The sequence below is a fragment of the Roseburia sp. OF03-24 genome (assembly GCF_003463035.1).
Classification (GTDB): domain Bacteria; phylum Bacillota; class Clostridia; order Lachnospirales; family Lachnospiraceae; genus Roseburia; species Roseburia rectibacter.
The window spans coordinates 126,309-140,739 of the sequence record NZ_QSCK01000007.1 but is presented as its reverse complement, the minus strand read 5'-3'; the positions used below and the strand labels follow the sequence as shown (position 1 = coordinate 140,739).

Annotated in this window: 11 protein-coding genes; 3 read left to right on the top strand and 8 right to left on the bottom strand. The window is 42.5% G+C overall.

Features of this window, described 5'->3' with window-relative positions; translation table 11 throughout:
• Positions 1-489 precede the first annotated feature (489 nt).
• On the top strand, positions 490-927 hold the full coding sequence (locus DXA60_RS05170; RefSeq protein WP_117920104.1) for a GNAT family N-acetyltransferase: 438 nt from the start codon (positions 490-492) through the stop codon (positions 925-927).
• A gap of 181 nt (positions 928-1,108) precedes the next feature.
• Here the strand turns inward: DXA60_RS05170 and DXA60_RS05165 are convergent, their stop codons facing one another.
• The 8 genes from DXA60_RS05165 to DXA60_RS05130 form a co-directional block, all read right to left on the bottom strand.
• A complete protein-coding gene (locus tag DXA60_RS05165; RefSeq protein ID WP_117920102.1) occupies positions 1,109-3,091 on the bottom strand; it encodes an oleate hydratase in 1,983 nt (660 codons plus the stop codon).
• A 213-nt stretch (positions 3,092-3,304) separates the two neighbouring features.
• Positions 3,305-3,865, bottom strand: a complete 561-nt coding sequence (locus DXA60_RS05160; RefSeq protein ID WP_117920100.1) for a TetR-like C-terminal domain-containing protein — start codon at positions 3,863-3,865, stop codon at positions 3,305-3,307.
• A gap of 339 nt (positions 3,866-4,204) precedes the next feature.
• Positions 4,205-5,719: an arabinosylfuranosidase ArfA gene (arfA, locus tag DXA60_RS05155; RefSeq protein ID WP_117920098.1), complete on the bottom strand. Its 1,515-nt coding sequence runs from the start codon at positions 5,717-5,719 to the stop codon at positions 4,205-4,207.
• Between the two features lie 35 nt (positions 5,720-5,754).
• Positions 5,755-6,618 (bottom strand): carbohydrate ABC transporter permease, encoded by an 864-nt coding sequence (locus DXA60_RS05150; RefSeq protein WP_015522226.1) that lies wholly within the window; start codon positions 6,616-6,618, stop codon positions 5,755-5,757.
• Position 6,619: 1 nt separating this feature from the next.
• On the bottom strand, positions 6,620-7,513 hold the full coding sequence (locus DXA60_RS05145) for a carbohydrate ABC transporter permease (RefSeq protein WP_006856419.1): 894 nt from the start codon (positions 7,511-7,513) through the stop codon (positions 6,620-6,622).
• Between the two features lie 83 nt (positions 7,514-7,596).
• A complete protein-coding gene (locus tag DXA60_RS05140) occupies positions 7,597-8,994 on the bottom strand; it encodes an ABC transporter substrate-binding protein (RefSeq protein WP_117920126.1) in 1,398 nt (465 codons plus the stop codon).
• An 87-nt stretch (positions 8,995-9,081) separates the two neighbouring features.
• Complete coding sequence (locus DXA60_RS05135) at positions 9,082-11,034, bottom strand: glycoside hydrolase family 127 protein (RefSeq protein WP_117920096.1); 1,953 nt, start codon at positions 11,032-11,034, stop codon at positions 9,082-9,084.
• Positions 11,035-11,494: 460 nt separating this feature from the next.
• Positions 11,495-12,532, bottom strand: coding sequence for a LacI family DNA-binding transcriptional regulator (locus tag DXA60_RS05130; protein ID WP_117920094.1), 1,038 nt, complete (start codon positions 12,530-12,532; stop codon positions 11,495-11,497).
• Between the two features lie 113 nt (positions 12,533-12,645).
• Here DXA60_RS05130 and DXA60_RS05125 point away from each other — a divergent pair, with 113 nt between their 5' ends.
• Together DXA60_RS05125 and DXA60_RS05120 are read left to right on the top strand one after the other, a co-directional pair.
• A complete protein-coding gene (locus tag DXA60_RS05125; RefSeq protein ID WP_117920092.1) occupies positions 12,646-13,785 on the top strand; it encodes an MGDG synthase family glycosyltransferase in 1,140 nt (379 codons plus the stop codon).
• Positions 13,782-14,402 (top strand): glycerol-3-phosphate acyltransferase, encoded by a 621-nt coding sequence (locus DXA60_RS05120; protein ID WP_117920091.1) that lies wholly within the window; start codon positions 13,782-13,784, stop codon positions 14,400-14,402. The genes DXA60_RS05125 and DXA60_RS05120 overlap by 4 nt, the downstream gene beginning before the upstream one ends.
• Positions 14,403-14,431: the final 29 nt, after the last annotated feature.

Below are 14,431 nucleotides of genomic sequence, written 5' to 3'. Positions count from 1 at the left end.
TATCAGATTCAGACACAAAACACTAAAAATTTACACCCGCCAAAGTTATAAAATGAGTTCCCCGGCTAAAGGTGGTTCACAACCTTGCGGCTGGCAAATCGCATCAAGCCGAGACCTGTTTTGTGACTTTGGGAGAAAATTAGAAACTCTTAGTAGGCCTGTTCACAATACAGTGTTGTGCTGCCACGGACGGCAGCACAAGTCTTAATGTGCCCGGATGGCACATTTAAGACGCACACGTCACTCCGCCACAATATAAATTAGGCATACTAATTTCACTCTGATTATTATCAGAGTGAAATCGCTTTCTTATTTTCGTACAACGGAACAAAACGAGTTCCGGCTTGATGCAATTTGCCACTCACAAAACTGTAAATCCACCCTTCGCCGGGGAACTCACATCACAACCACAAACCAATATTTGCCGGGCAGCTCATTCATATATACTTGTCAAAAAACACATCAATTTTTCTTAAATGGAGGATAAAAATGAACAGTATCATAAGACCTATGACACCTAAAGACAAAAACAGTGTTCTTGAAATGATGCGTGTATTTTACACATCACCGGCAGTTTTTACAAACGGTTCCGACGACATTTTCCGGAATGATATCGAAAACTGTATCAATGACTGTCCTTACCTGGAAGGATATATTTTTGAAGTATCCGGCGAAATCCAGGGATATGGCATGATCGCCAAAAGTTTTTCCACAGAATTTGGCAGACCATGTATGTGGATTGAGGATATTTATATCAAAGAATCCTGCCGTGGAACCGGTATCGGAAGCAAATTTATTGATTATATCGGGAAAAAATACCCGGATGCCATCCTCAGACTGGAAGTAGAGGAAGAAAATAACAGAGCTATCAAAGTCTATGAAAAAAATGGCTTTTCCTTTTTACCTTATATGGAAATGAAAAAATAATCGTTTCTGACAGACCAATCATGAAAAACACGAAACTTTGAGAAAAAGACAGGATCACGGGCTAACCCATAATCCTGTCTTTTTCATATGTCCATTCCATTCATCTGAACTAAAAATTCATCTAAAACAAATATTCATTTAAACTAAACATTTACCTGAAATTAGCGCTCTCTGCAATATTTTATGCTAACATTTCATCTTTTAACACATTGTGATCCCGCAGCACTTTCTCAACCACAGTTCCCTTTACAAGACGGATCAGCGGTTTCTTTAATGCATTAAGCGGTCCAGGAAGCTGGATCTCTAATGGGGATTTGCCATCCATGAGTTTGACACTGCTGTCTAAGAGTTCACGGATATCATATACGCTTCCCCATACCTCAGGTACACCACGATCTACGCCAAGCAGTCCGTATACAGCCTCCATTGCAGTTCTGACAGAGTACTCTGTGGTAAATACAGTATCTCTCGGTGTCTCTGCAAACTGTCCTAAGAATGCAAAGTTTACACATCCATCCGGGATAACATCCGGGCGGTCACCTTTGGTTCTTGGCATAAAGAATGCTGTGATGTATGGCATCATAGTCGGTACGCAGACAGCGCTGTGCTCTGCAAGTTCTTCGATCTGATCCGTCGGTACACCCATATGATACAGCCACTCTTCCGTGATCTCTTTACCGGTACACTCTTTCATCGGTTTCTTTATAAAATCACCCGGTACATCGGTAAACAGTCCATATACCCATACACAGACCTTATCTTTATCCTGCTCCTTGAACTGTCCCTGTCTGTTGATCGTCCAGCTTAACAGCCAGCTCGAATCCTTGCAGCTTACGATACCACCGGTTACAACTTTGCCACTCTTTGGATCTCTCTTACAGATATTCGTGATGTATGGAATGATCTTATCGTCCAGTGTGGTTACCGTTGCAGACTCCCAGTTTGTCTTTGCAACATCAGAGCAGAACTTCTCCGGACGTCCAAAGGACGGATCCTGTTTTGCAATGTTTTTCCATAAATTCCAGCAGCCGCTGTTGCGCACTTCTGCATCTCCGTTTGGAGCATGGTTCTGGTCACCGTAAATTGTGCCTTCGGTACAGCTTCCGTTTGTCACAAATACAAGGTCATTCTCTGTCAGGACGATACCGCTCTCAACACCTTTTACCTTGCACTCGATCGCGGTTGCCACTTTTTTGCCATCTTTGATATCAAAGATCACATTGGTGACTTCTGTATTAAACTGGAAATCAACCCCTGCTGCCTCCAGATATCTCTGCATTGGCAGGATCAGTGATTCATACTGATTGTATTTGGTAAATTTCAGTGCACTGAAATCCGGCAGGCCTGCGATATGATGGATGAATCTCTGGAAATAAAGTTTCATCTCCAATGCGCTGTGCCAGTTTTCAAATGCAAACATGGTTCTCCAGTACAGCCAGAAGGTAGAATCAAATACTTCGTCGTCAAAGACATCCTCGATCGTCTTGTCATACAGATCCTCGTCTTTGGTCATGAAAAGTTTCATGATCTCCATGCAGCCTTTCTGGCTTAAGTTGAATCTGCCGTCCGTATGTGCATCTTCGCCACGGTTTTCGGTTGCACGGCATAAAGAGTAGTTCGGATCTTCTTTGTTCAGCCAGTAGTATTCGTCGAGTACGGAAACGCCCGGTGTCTCAAGGGAAGGGATACTGCGGAAGAGATCCCACAGACATTCAAAATGGTTCTCCATCTCACGGCCGCCGCGCATCACATAGCCTCTGGATGGATCAAAGATACCATCACATGCACCGCCTGCGATATCCATTGCCTCTAAAATATGGATATGATCGCCCGGCATCTGTCCGTCACGAACCAGAAAACATGCTGCTGCTAAAGATGCAAGACCACTTCCTACGATGTATGCGCTTTTCTCATCGACACCTTCCGGTTTTTTCGGATGTGCAAATGCCTCGTAGTTACCGTTGGTATAATAAATACCTTTGCTGTTTTTCTCGTATTTTCCACGCTCTGTATTGCGGTATGGTGTTCCACTCTCTGCCTGCTGTTTTTCGGCGATTTTCTTTGCCTTTGCCTGTTTGTGGCTGTTGCTTGCCGCAACTGCTGCCACACCGGCTCCTGCTGCAATCAAAGATGCTAACGCGATCGTTTTATTTTTATTTGACATAATAAGAATCTCCTTTCTAACTGCTTTTATTATCTTCGTTCTGTGGTCATCTTATTACTTCCCGGATAAAAATCCAATATACAAAACAGGCGGAATGACAATATTTTTATCATTCCGCCTGTTTTGATAAATAATCGGCCCTGCATTTACAAATCCGGTACAGCGTACCTAAATTAACCGGACGACGTTGCTGACTGTCATCCGAAACATAAATCACACTTCATCTAAAAAATTTCCAATCGAATTACTGATATTTCCGTGCAGTGTCAGACTCATTTTTTTGACGATCGTGCTGTAGTCTTCCTGCATACCGTCTTTGATCCAGTCTAACATCACACCGACAAAACCATACTTGTAAAAATCTGCAATAAAACGTTTATCTTCCTCCGGGAGACCGGTTCCTTCCGCCTTCTCATTTACCACACCCTCGATCAGTTCAAACGTCAGCTTATAAAGATAACTTTCAATCTGTTCCTTGCTGACCGAACGGTATACATTCATGATAAACGGTTTATTTTCCAGCACTGCCTTAAAAATCTGCTCTAACCCTTCCTGCCAGGAATTGTAGGTTCGTTTTCCCTGCAGCGCCCGCTTTCCGTCCTCCACGCATACCCATTCAACCAGATCATAGATATCTTTAAAATGGTAATAAAATGCCATACGGCTGATTCCACAGTCCGTGGTCAGATCCTGGATCGTAATTTTATCTAATGGTTTCTGTAAAAGTAATTTTTTTAAGGATGCTTCTAATGCCCTTTTGGTTGTATTACTCATACGGACACTCCTTTTTCCTCGTACTTAAAATAAATCACAAGTTGCTTAACTATTTTCCCTCGTTTCATACATCTGAAAATACTTGTCTGAATTTTAGCATACTGCTGATATTCTGTCATCAAAAAGCGTCTATTTTAATAATATTTTTAATTATTGCACAAAAAATCCACCATTTGGGGAAATGGTGGATTTAAAAAGGGGGAGAATTTATGAAAAAAAGTTTTATCACTCTTTCGTGATACTAATAATATATCCGCAATTTGTGAAATCCCGTTGTACATTTTTTGAATACTCTTTGAAGAATCTGTAACAATTCGTTCACACAACGGCTTTCATGTTTTATCTGCCAAGACGGATCACATTCCAGGATGCTTTTTTCAATACGCTTGTAACAACACCATCATCCAGTTTACTTCTGTCATTTGCAGCAACCGGATATACATTCTGCTCGTTCAGTGTATTTACTGCTTTCAGGTCATCATTTTCCATCACGATATGTTCTTTGATCTGGTATCCCGCAAAGCTGCGCACATCTGTGGTAAGTTCAACATCCTCTTCTAAGTTACGATTTACTGCAAAGATCGTAACCTCATCCTTTTCTTCATTATAGACAGCTACAGATTCCACGTCCGTGATCTCGTCATGCTTTGCAGTTGCATGTTTTGAACTTGCGATCACCGGCTGCAATGCAATGCCTCTGCCATATTTAGATGCATGCATGAAAGGATAGAAAATCGTCTGTTTCCATGCTCCGCCTGCCGCATCGGTCATAATCGGTGCGATAACATTGACTAACTGTGCCAGGCATGCCATCTTGACACGGTCTGCATGTTTCATCAGCGTGATCAGCATCAGTCCGACCAACAGGGAATCCTCAAAGTTATAGATATCCTCTAACATCGGAGGTGCTACCTGCCATGGATGATTTTCTGTAATATCATCATCTGCGGCATTCGAGTGGAACCATACATTCCATTCATCAAAACTTAAATTCATAACTTTTTTGCTGCGTTTTTTCGCTTTAACATAATCACAGGTCGCAATGACTGTGCGGATAAACGTATCCATATCATCAGACTGCGCAAGAAAATCATTGCTGTCATTGTCGCGGTTGCCATAATACTGATGCATGGAAATATAGTCCACATAATCATAAGTATGACTGAGTGTAACAGCCTCCCAGTCCGGGAAGGTTGGCATATCCAGATTTGAACTTCCGCAGGATACCAGTTCGATATCCGGATCGATCAGACGCATTGCTTTTGCTGTCTCCTCTGCCAGTCTTCCGTACTCTTCCATTGTCTTGTGTCCGATCTGCCATGGTCCGTCCATCTCATTTCCAAGGCACCAGACTTTGATCTTATGCGGATCTTTCACACCATGTCTGATACGCAGGTCACTGTATTTCGTTCCCGAAGGATGATTGCAGTACTCTAAAAGATTGCAGGCATCTGCAATGCCGCGGGTTCCAAGGTTCACTGCCATCATGACATCGGAGTTGACTTTTTTTGCCCATTTGGAAAATTCATTTAATCCGATCTCATTTTTCTCTAAACTTCTCCAGGCAAGCTCCAGACGGTGTGGACGTTCCTCCACCGGTCCAACGGAATCCTCCCAGAAAAAGTTTGACACAAAGTTGCCGCCCGGATAGCGGATGATCGGAACGTCCAGCTCCTTTACCAGCTCCATCACATCTTTACGGAATCCATCCTCATCTGCAGACGGATGTCCCGGCTGATAGATTCCCTCATAAACCGCTCTTCCAAGATGCTCGATAAAAGAACCGTATATTCTTTTATCGATCGGGGCGATCTGAAATTCTTTATCCAATACCATTTTGGCTTTTCTGCTCATGCATGTTTCCTCCTTAATTGTCAATTTTTACACGATCACTCTTTTACTGCACCTGCTGTCATACCTTCGATAAAGTATTTCTGGAAGCAGATAAATAAGATAAATATCGGTATGATGGAAAATACAGAACCAACAACTAACAGACTGTAGTTATCACCATACGGATTGATCAGTGTGTTAAGACCAATGGTCAGTGTGTATTTGTCGGCAGAACGGATAACCAGCAACGGCCACAAATAGTTGTTCCATGCATTCATACCATTTAAGATCGCCATCGCGGAAAATGCCGGTTTCATGATCGGTACGATCAGCTTAAAGAAAATACCGTACTCTGTCGCACCATCGATACGTCCTGCTTCGATCAACGATTTTGGCAGCCCTAAAAGATACTGCCGGAAGAAAAAGATCGTGGATGCATGTGCCAAAAACGGAAGCACAACCGATACATAACTGTCCATCATGCCCCAGCTTGAAATCTGTTTGTAAAGTGGGAGCATAATAACCTCAAACGGTACAGAGAGGATCAGAAGAACTATAATAAAGAAAAAGTTCTTTCCCTTAAAATCATATGCTGCAAATCCATATGCAACAAATGCACTGATCGCCAACGTCAGGATCACAGTGATCACGGTTAAGATAAGGCTGTTGCCAAACCATGTCCAGTAATCATGTTTGCCTGTAAAAAGTAATTTGTAATTGTCCAGTGTCAGATGCGGGATATCCAGATTCAGATTTAATCCATACTGAAGCAGGAAGTTTCCCGGTTTAAAACTGGCTAATACCAACAGATAGATCGGCAGAACGGTAAGGATCGCAAGGATGGAAAAAAATATGATCATACCGATGGTTGCTGCCCTGTCTTTCTTTTTCTGGCTCATTCCAACAGATTCTGCTGCCATATTATCTCTCCTCCTTCTTAAATGTTCCGGTCAGTGCAAGCTGGATGATATTAATGATCATAACGATGATAAGGAGCACTAAACCAACTGCACATGCATATCCCATTGCACGTTTTTCAATACCCTGACGATACAGATAACCAACGATCGTAAGTCCGATATTCTGTGGAGAGTTGTTTCCTTTCCATAACATATAAGACTCAAGGAACATGGAAAGTCCTGCATAAATACTGATCGTTAATACATAGATCGTGGTCGGTTTTACAAGCGGTACTGAAATGCTCTTAAACTGCTGCCACTTTGTCGCTCCGTCGATGGAAGCCGCCTCGTAGAGATCCGTGGAGATATTCTGTAACCCTGCAAGGAAATAGAGGATATTGACACCGGTCCAGCGCCAGCACGCTACCAGGAGAAGTGCAAAGTATCCGGTCCATTCACCTTTCAGCCATTTGATGGAAGAATGTCCAAAGAAATTTAAAATCTGGTTTGCAAGTGCCGTATCCATCTCACCAAACATCAGACGGAAGATTGTACCTACAACGACAACAGATGTCAGTGCCGGGATAAAATAAACAGATTTGAAAAATCCCTTCGCCTTCATCAGCTTACTGTTTAACATGCTTGCAAATAACATCGGGAACGGAATTAAAAGTACCAGTGTTCCCACCATGTATTTAAAGCTGTTCCAGACTGCTTTTCTGAAATATGTATCAGAGAGTAATCTCTTATAGTTGTTCATTCCAACCCATTTATCTTTCAGGACGTCCTGAAAACTTAACAGTACACCATTTGCGATCGGGAATACCCAAAACAAAATGACTGTCAGAACAAATGGAAGAATAAACACATAAGGTGCTGCTTTTTGCGAATACAAAAACTTCTTCACTTTATTCATGCTGTAATGCCCCCTTTTCCCTCATAACAGGAAACGGGATGCAGGACATCTGCCCCACATCCCTGCCTGTTTAAACCTGTCTCTTATTCTCCAAATTCATTCTGAAGTGCAGACTGTGCCTCGTCTAACGCTTCTTTTACATCCATACCGGACTCGAAGATATTATTCAAAGTCTCTGTACAGAAGATATTGTTGATTGATGGCATCTTCTCATCTGTATAGCAGGTCAGTAATCCGATGCCGTCCTGAACATCTAATAATGCATCAAATGGCTTTGTATTGAAGTACTGTACATACTTGTTATCCGGGTTCTCTGTTACGGATTTGTCTGTCCATACTGCTGTGTTAACCGGGTCAAATCCTAATACATTCCAAACCTCTACGTTTGCTGTGTCAGAAAGTTTGATGTAAGCAAATACTTCTGCTGCAAGATCGGCATTCGGGCTGGAAGCTACAACTGCTGTACCGGTACCACCACCACCGATTGTCTTTACTGCATCGTTGTCACCAAATACAGGAGGTGCTGCGATTGCAACTTTTCCAGAAAGGTCTGTCATGTAGCTTAAGTAACGGCTGGTCTGCCAGAATGGCATGATTGCTGCTGCAACATCACCGCTGTTGTATAACGGATATGCTTCCTCGTTGTCAGGCTGTCCACCGGCAATTACGTCCATAGCACCTGCATCCTGCATATCTTTCATGGTCTGTAAACATTCAACCATTGTGTCATTGTTTACTGCAAGGCTTCCATCATCATTTAAGTAATCTCCGCCTTTCTGAGCGAGCATTAAGTTTAATGTCCACTGAGCAGTTGTCTCACATGCTGCAAATGTTTTTCCGGTTGCTTCTTTATATTTTGCACCGGCTTCTTTGAAGTCATCCCAGGTCTTAATGGTTGTATAATCAATACCTGCTGCCTCTAATGCTTCTGTGTTGTAGAAAGCAACGGTCGTACCAACGTGTGTAGGGAATCCATAATAGTTGCCATCTTTGGAGTAAAGCTGTAATCTGGACTCTACTACATTGTCAAGATACGGTTCTACTGCATCGTTCAATGGTTTTAATCCGATATCACCTGTCATGAATGCAGGGAATTTACCAAGCTCGATATCAACGACATCCGGAGCACCTTCTCCTGACTCCAATGCTAATGATAATTTGTTATGCATATCATCATATGCCATGTTGGATAAAACAAGTTTAACTTTCTTATCCGGGTTTTCTTCGTTCCACTTCTCAGCCATGCTGGTGTAGAAATCCTGATGGTTCTCGATGAATGTCCATACCTCAAGTGTTGTGACATCATCACCTTCTACATCCATCTCTCTTCTTCCTGCGCCGCTGTCTGCGCTCTCAGTACCGGATGCTGCTTCCCCCGCATCGGCGCTGGTGTTTCCTGCTGTGGAATTACCGCCACATCCGGCAAGCATTCCAACTGTCATTGCTGCACACATTAATGCTGCTAAAACCTTCTTCTTCATACTTTTACCTCCCAAATGGTTTTTCTTTATCAGATCGGAAGTATCTCCTTTTTTCAGATGATCTTCCGTGTGATACATATTTTTCTGTCAGATCAGATTCCTGATCCAGACTGCCATCTCCCCGGTTTTCCGGTTTCCCCAGTAACAATATGGGACTGCTTTCAATGTTACATCCTTTAACTCCGGCGGCTGTTCTTTGTATAACTCTTCTGCCGTCCAGTTATCTTCTAAGATACGTTTTCCCTTTGCCTCTACTATCATCACACCGCCTAAAAGCTGTTCTTCCCACTTTTCGGTCAGCGGCACTTTTGTATCTACATATAGGGAACTTAAATTTGCTCCATTATCTGTTTGCTCCAGGCAATATACCAGCGGTCCACGCATGATACATACTTTTCCTTCATCCGCTCTGACTTTTGGATTTGCATAAACAAATCTTGCTTTCATATCACAGGATATCCTGATCTCCTCAGATGCCATAAGATCTGTTATCATAAGATAGCCGTTTTTAATGAGCGGTGTTTCTATTTTTTGTTTTCCGCGCCACACGTTAAATTCTTTTGCGTAACCCGGAATCCTGAGTGCCAGTGTTCCTTTGGACGCTTCTTTGGAATCCAGACGGATCGTTACCGTTCCATCCTTTAAGAAATTACTTTCCACATCCACTTCTGTCTCTGTTTCTCCGATCAGAAGTTTTGTCTGATTCGATATATATAAATTGATGTATAAACTGTTTTCATCTGCCCCGTAGATGTACTGTCCTAAGGAGGCAAGTGTTCTTGCTATATTCGGTGGACAGCACGCCACGCCAAACCATTTCTGTCTGACCGGTTTTACATGTTCCATGGATGTCCGCTCAATACAGTTATCCGGCCATACTTCCAATGGATTTACATAGAAGAAACTCTTTCCATCCATCGCAATTCCGGCAAGTACCGTATTATACAGTGCCTTTTCCACAATGTCCGCATATTTAGCATCCTTTGTGATCTGTTCCATCCGCTTTGCAAACATCGCCAGTCCGATGGATGCACAGGATTCGGAATAATTTCTGTCATTCGGAAGGTCATAGTCGGTTGTAAACCGCTCTAACAATCCTGATGAACCGATACCTCCTGTGATGTACATTCTTTTCTCTGTCATGTTATTCCAGAGTGTTTTACAGGCATCTAATAATGTCTCATCCTGATATTCATATGCCAGATCTGCCATCGCACTGTAGAGATAAACAGCTCTTACTGCATGCCCCTCTGCCGTTTTCTGCTCCCTTACCGGCAGATGCGACTGGGAATATTCCGGTACATATCCGGCAAATTCAGGAAATATCTGCTGATATTTTTCTTTCTTTTCTTCCTGAAAGAAATAATTTTCTCCCACACCTCTTGCATCAATAAAAAACTTTGCAAGATCAAGATATCTTTTCTGTCCGGTTGCCCGGTACAATTTTACTAAAGCAAGTTCTACTTCCGGATGCCCCGGATAGCCATGACACTTTCCTTCCTCCGGTCCAAATGTCTCACAGATCAGATCTGCAAATCTTGAAACGATGTCGAGGAACTTTCTTTTTCCTGTTGCATTGTAATATGCAGCTGCTGCCTCGATCATGTGCCCCGCTGTGTAAAGTTCGTGTCCTTCTTTTAGGTTCGTCCAGCGTCTGTCCGGTTCTTTGATCGTGAAGTAGGTATTTAAATATCCGTCTTCACACTGTGCCTTCCCGATCAGGTCGATCGTCTCATCGGCAAGTTTTTCCAACTTGTCATCTCTTCCGGATGAATCTAAGGTAAATGCAACTGCCTCTAACCACTTTGCAACATCGGTATCCTGAAAGACAGCTCCTTCAAAATCTCCCTCTGCCTCGCCTGCAGCGATCTTAAAGTTCTTGATACAGTGGCTTGGTGCCGCATCTTTCACATTGTCATTTAACGTGTTCCACTGGTAAGGAAGTATGACATCTTTTACTAATCGGATGTATTTATCCCAAAATGCATCTTTGATCTGAATCTGATGCAGCGGCACATCTGTCAGTTTTTTCTTCTCCATAACTTCCTCCCTCCTTCATGCGCCTGTCATGTGTAATATTAAACGTTTAACCAGGTCAAAATGTCTGTTCTCAGTTTATTCACACTTCATTCATACTTTTTGCATGTTTTTTGAAGTGCTTTTGCTTTTTTTCGTTATTTTGATTGATTTCTGTTTCGTTCTTGTTTATATATAACATACTGTTTGCGATAATTAAAGTCTGTTATTTTATATTTATATCTATATATTACTATTTTTTATTATATTTTCTTCTCTTTTCTAACTCTTTCTAAGTTTTTGCTTTTTCGCACAATTTATATATTTTTTAAATCGTTTAACCATGTGCAACTTGCACAAATAGTGCATATTTCCTATAAAACATTACATTTATTCACAAATATCTTCACCTACATAAAATAAGCCCTTTCTGCCGGATAATCAGCAAAAAGGACTTATTTACGGATGACAAAGTATTTTATTTCTATAATGTTTTGATAGACTGGCGGATCAGCTGCTTACATGGAACTTTATATACCAGCGGTTCTTCTGTCTCACCCGGCTGATTTTCCACAAGACCTATCATAACCTCAGCAGCTCTGTAACCGATATCATGAAGTGGAAGTTCGGTTGTGGAAAGCGGCGGTTTATAATAACTTGACAGTTCTCTGTTATCATACCCTGCGATTGAAATCTCCTGAGGTATTTTAATTCCCGATTCATCTGCCCAGTCATAGCATCCGCCTGCCATAAGGTCATTCATACAGAATATGGCAGTTACCTGTTTCTTAAAAAGCTGCTTTGCACCAATATGCCCGGATTCTCTCCCCCAGTCTCCGTAATAGATCAGCTCAGGATCGTACAAAAGCCCCGCATCACGCAACGCTTTCTGGTACCCGATCAGACGCGCCTGTGCATGGAGACTGTCGGTTTTTCCTGTTATCACTCCAATCTTTTTATGTCCCTTTGTGATCAGATAGCGGATCATCTCATATGCTCCCCGCTCATCATCCACAACTACGGAAGGAATGCTTTTACTCTCCGTATAGCCGTATGCCATCACAGCCGGAATGCTTAAATTGTCAGGAATACAATGCATGATGCGCTCATGTGCCGTCACATAGATAATTCCATCCACCTGTGTTGCGATCAGTTTCTTGATCTCCTCATCCACCAGTCCGTAATAATCCGTTCTATGGTAATAATAATCATTATACTTTTTATACAGTCTTAAATTTGTCAGAAGGATCTGATATTTTACCTTTTCACAATATTCCGTAATACCGTCAATGATGTCCGGTATGCTAAAGATCGTCATATCCTCCGCAATGACTCCGATACTTCTGGTGTTACGCGCCTTAAGATTTTTTGCCACATAATTTGGCATATAATCCATCTCTTTTGCAGTCTTTAACACAAGATTTCTTGTTGCTTCGCTTGCCCCCGGCTTTTCATTCAAAATATTCGAAACGGTAGCTACCGATACGCCACAGGATTTTGCAATTTCTTTGATCGTCGCCATAACCTTACCTCCCGTACCACAAATCCCCTTTATTTAACAATATTTCCAATCAAAAATCAATATCTTTCGATCAGGTATCGAATTTTTGCCCCGGTTATGCTACACTGGTATCTATGAGAATCTTAATTTTATCCTGTAATACCGGCGAAGGGCACAATGCCGCCGGAAAAGCGATCCGGGAAGCGGCCATCCGGTGCGGCCACACTGCCGACATGCTGGATATATTTCTGCTCTCCGGCAAAAAAACTTCACATGCAGTAGGCGGTGCCTACGTGGAACTTGTAAAACATATGCCACACATCTTTGGTATGCTCTATAAGGCCGGCATGGCAATTTCTAACAGCAAACATAAGTCGCCAGTCTACTATGCCAATGCACTGATGGCGAAAAAGCTGGCTGCCTATTTAAAGCAGCATGATTATGATGTCATCGTAACACCTCATCTTTACCCTGCAGAAACGATGACATGCATGAAGAAAAAAGGAATGTTAAAGATCCCCGCCATTGCCATCGGCACGGATTATACCTGTATTCCGTTCTGGGAAGAAACAAATCTTGACGCCTATTTTCTTCCTCACGAAGACTGTGTCGCAGAATATGTGCACCGTGGGATTCCTGCCGGTAAATTATACCCTTACGGCATCCCTGTTGGCGAAGCATTTTCCCCGTCCGGAGACCGCATTTTAGCAAAGGTCCGCGCGCGTGACTCTTTAAATCTGCCACAGGATATCCCGATCTGTCTGGTCATGAGTGGCAGTATGGGATTTGGAAAACTTGCCATATTTGCAGCAGAACTGTCACTGCGTTTAAAATCCGGCGAACATATTGTCATTATCTGTGGCAGCAACAAGCGTATTTACAACGTGTTACAGAAACAATTTCAAAATAATCCACGCGTTCATATTCTAGGCTATACCAACCGGGTTGCAGACTATATGGATGCCTGTGATGTGATTTTCACCAAACCGGGCGGACTTACTTCCACCGAAGCATTAGTGAAACGTATCCCGATCGTCCATACAGCGCCAATCCCCGGATGTGAGACTGCAAACCGCAATTTTTTTGTAAAAAGGCACCTTTCCGTCTCTTCAAAATACATTGCCAAACAGATCTCTCTCGGAAAAAGACTGCTCTCTGACTCCCCGGATACGCATGGGAACAGCTCTCTGCGCGAAGAAATGCTTCTGGCACAAAAAGAAAACGGAAAACCAGACGCTGCCATACACATTATAAAAAAACTGGAGAAGCTATGACATATTTTCTTTTTATTTTTCTGGGATTCATCCTTGGCAGTACATTGTTTGCCTACTGGATTCCCAGATTATTTTTCAATACCGACATCACAAAATCATCCGATGACCATAATCCGGGCGTTGCAAATGCCTACATGCAGGCCGGCTTTGTTGCCGGAACGCTTTCCCTGTTATTCGAGCTTTTAAAAGGCGCCGTTCCGGTATTTTTTGCAAGCAGGATCTTAGACCGTGACTCCCTGCTATTTGCACTCGTCATGGCTGCCCCGGTATTTGGTCATGCTTTTCCGTTTTTCCAAAAAGAAAGAGGCGGCAAAGCAATTGCCGTCTCTTTCGGTGTCATGATCGGACTATTTCCGGAAGTTCATCCGCTCTTTGGTCTGATCTTTTATTATATTCTATTTTCACTGGTAATCACACTTCGTCCACATTCCTTCCGGTCTGTCATCACGTACGGACTGTTTACGCTGACTGTATTCCTGCTTGTTTCCGTAAACTCTATGCGACTCGGCTGTTTTATCATCTCAGCGATTGTGATCTACCGCCATGTCATCCGTTATCACGATGAAGCTTTACAGGTACTGTTGTTTGGAAAATATCCACTGTTTCACAGATCCTGAATTTTGCATGGAAACATACCACTGACAGC

Coding starts and splice junctions, on each gene's coding strand:
- DXA60_RS05170 (WP_117920104.1), top strand. CDS start 490: ATGAACAGTATCATAAGACCTATGACACCTAAAGACAAAAACAGTGTT.
- DXA60_RS05165 (WP_117920102.1), bottom strand. CDS start 3,091: ATGTCAAATAAAAATAAAACGATCGCGTTAGCATCTTTGATTGCAGCA.
- DXA60_RS05160 (WP_117920100.1), bottom strand. CDS start 3,865: ATGAGTAATACAACCAAAAGGGCATTAGAAGCATCCTTAAAAAAATTA.
- arfA (WP_117920098.1), bottom strand. CDS start 5,719: ATGAGCAGAAAAGCCAAAATGGTATTGGATAAAGAATTTCAGATCGCC.
- DXA60_RS05150 (WP_015522226.1), bottom strand. CDS start 6,618: ATGGCAGCAGAATCTGTTGGAATGAGCCAGAAAAAGAAAGACAGGGCA.
- DXA60_RS05145 (WP_006856419.1), bottom strand. CDS start 7,513: ATGAATAAAGTGAAGAAGTTTTTGTATTCGCAAAAAGCAGCACCTTAT.
- DXA60_RS05140 (WP_117920126.1), bottom strand. CDS start 8,994: ATGAAGAAGAAGGTTTTAGCAGCATTAATGTGTGCAGCAATGACAGTT.
- DXA60_RS05135 (WP_117920096.1), bottom strand. CDS start 11,034: ATGGAGAAGAAAAAACTGACAGATGTGCCGCTGCATCAGATTCAGATC.
- DXA60_RS05130 (WP_117920094.1), bottom strand. CDS start 12,532: ATGGCGACGATCAAAGAAATTGCAAAATCCTGTGGCGTATCGGTAGCT.
- DXA60_RS05125 (WP_117920092.1), top strand. CDS start 12,646: ATGAGAATCTTAATTTTATCCTGTAATACCGGCGAAGGGCACAATGCC.
- DXA60_RS05120 (WP_117920091.1), top strand. CDS start 13,782: ATGACATATTTTCTTTTTATTTTTCTGGGATTCATCCTTGGCAGTACA.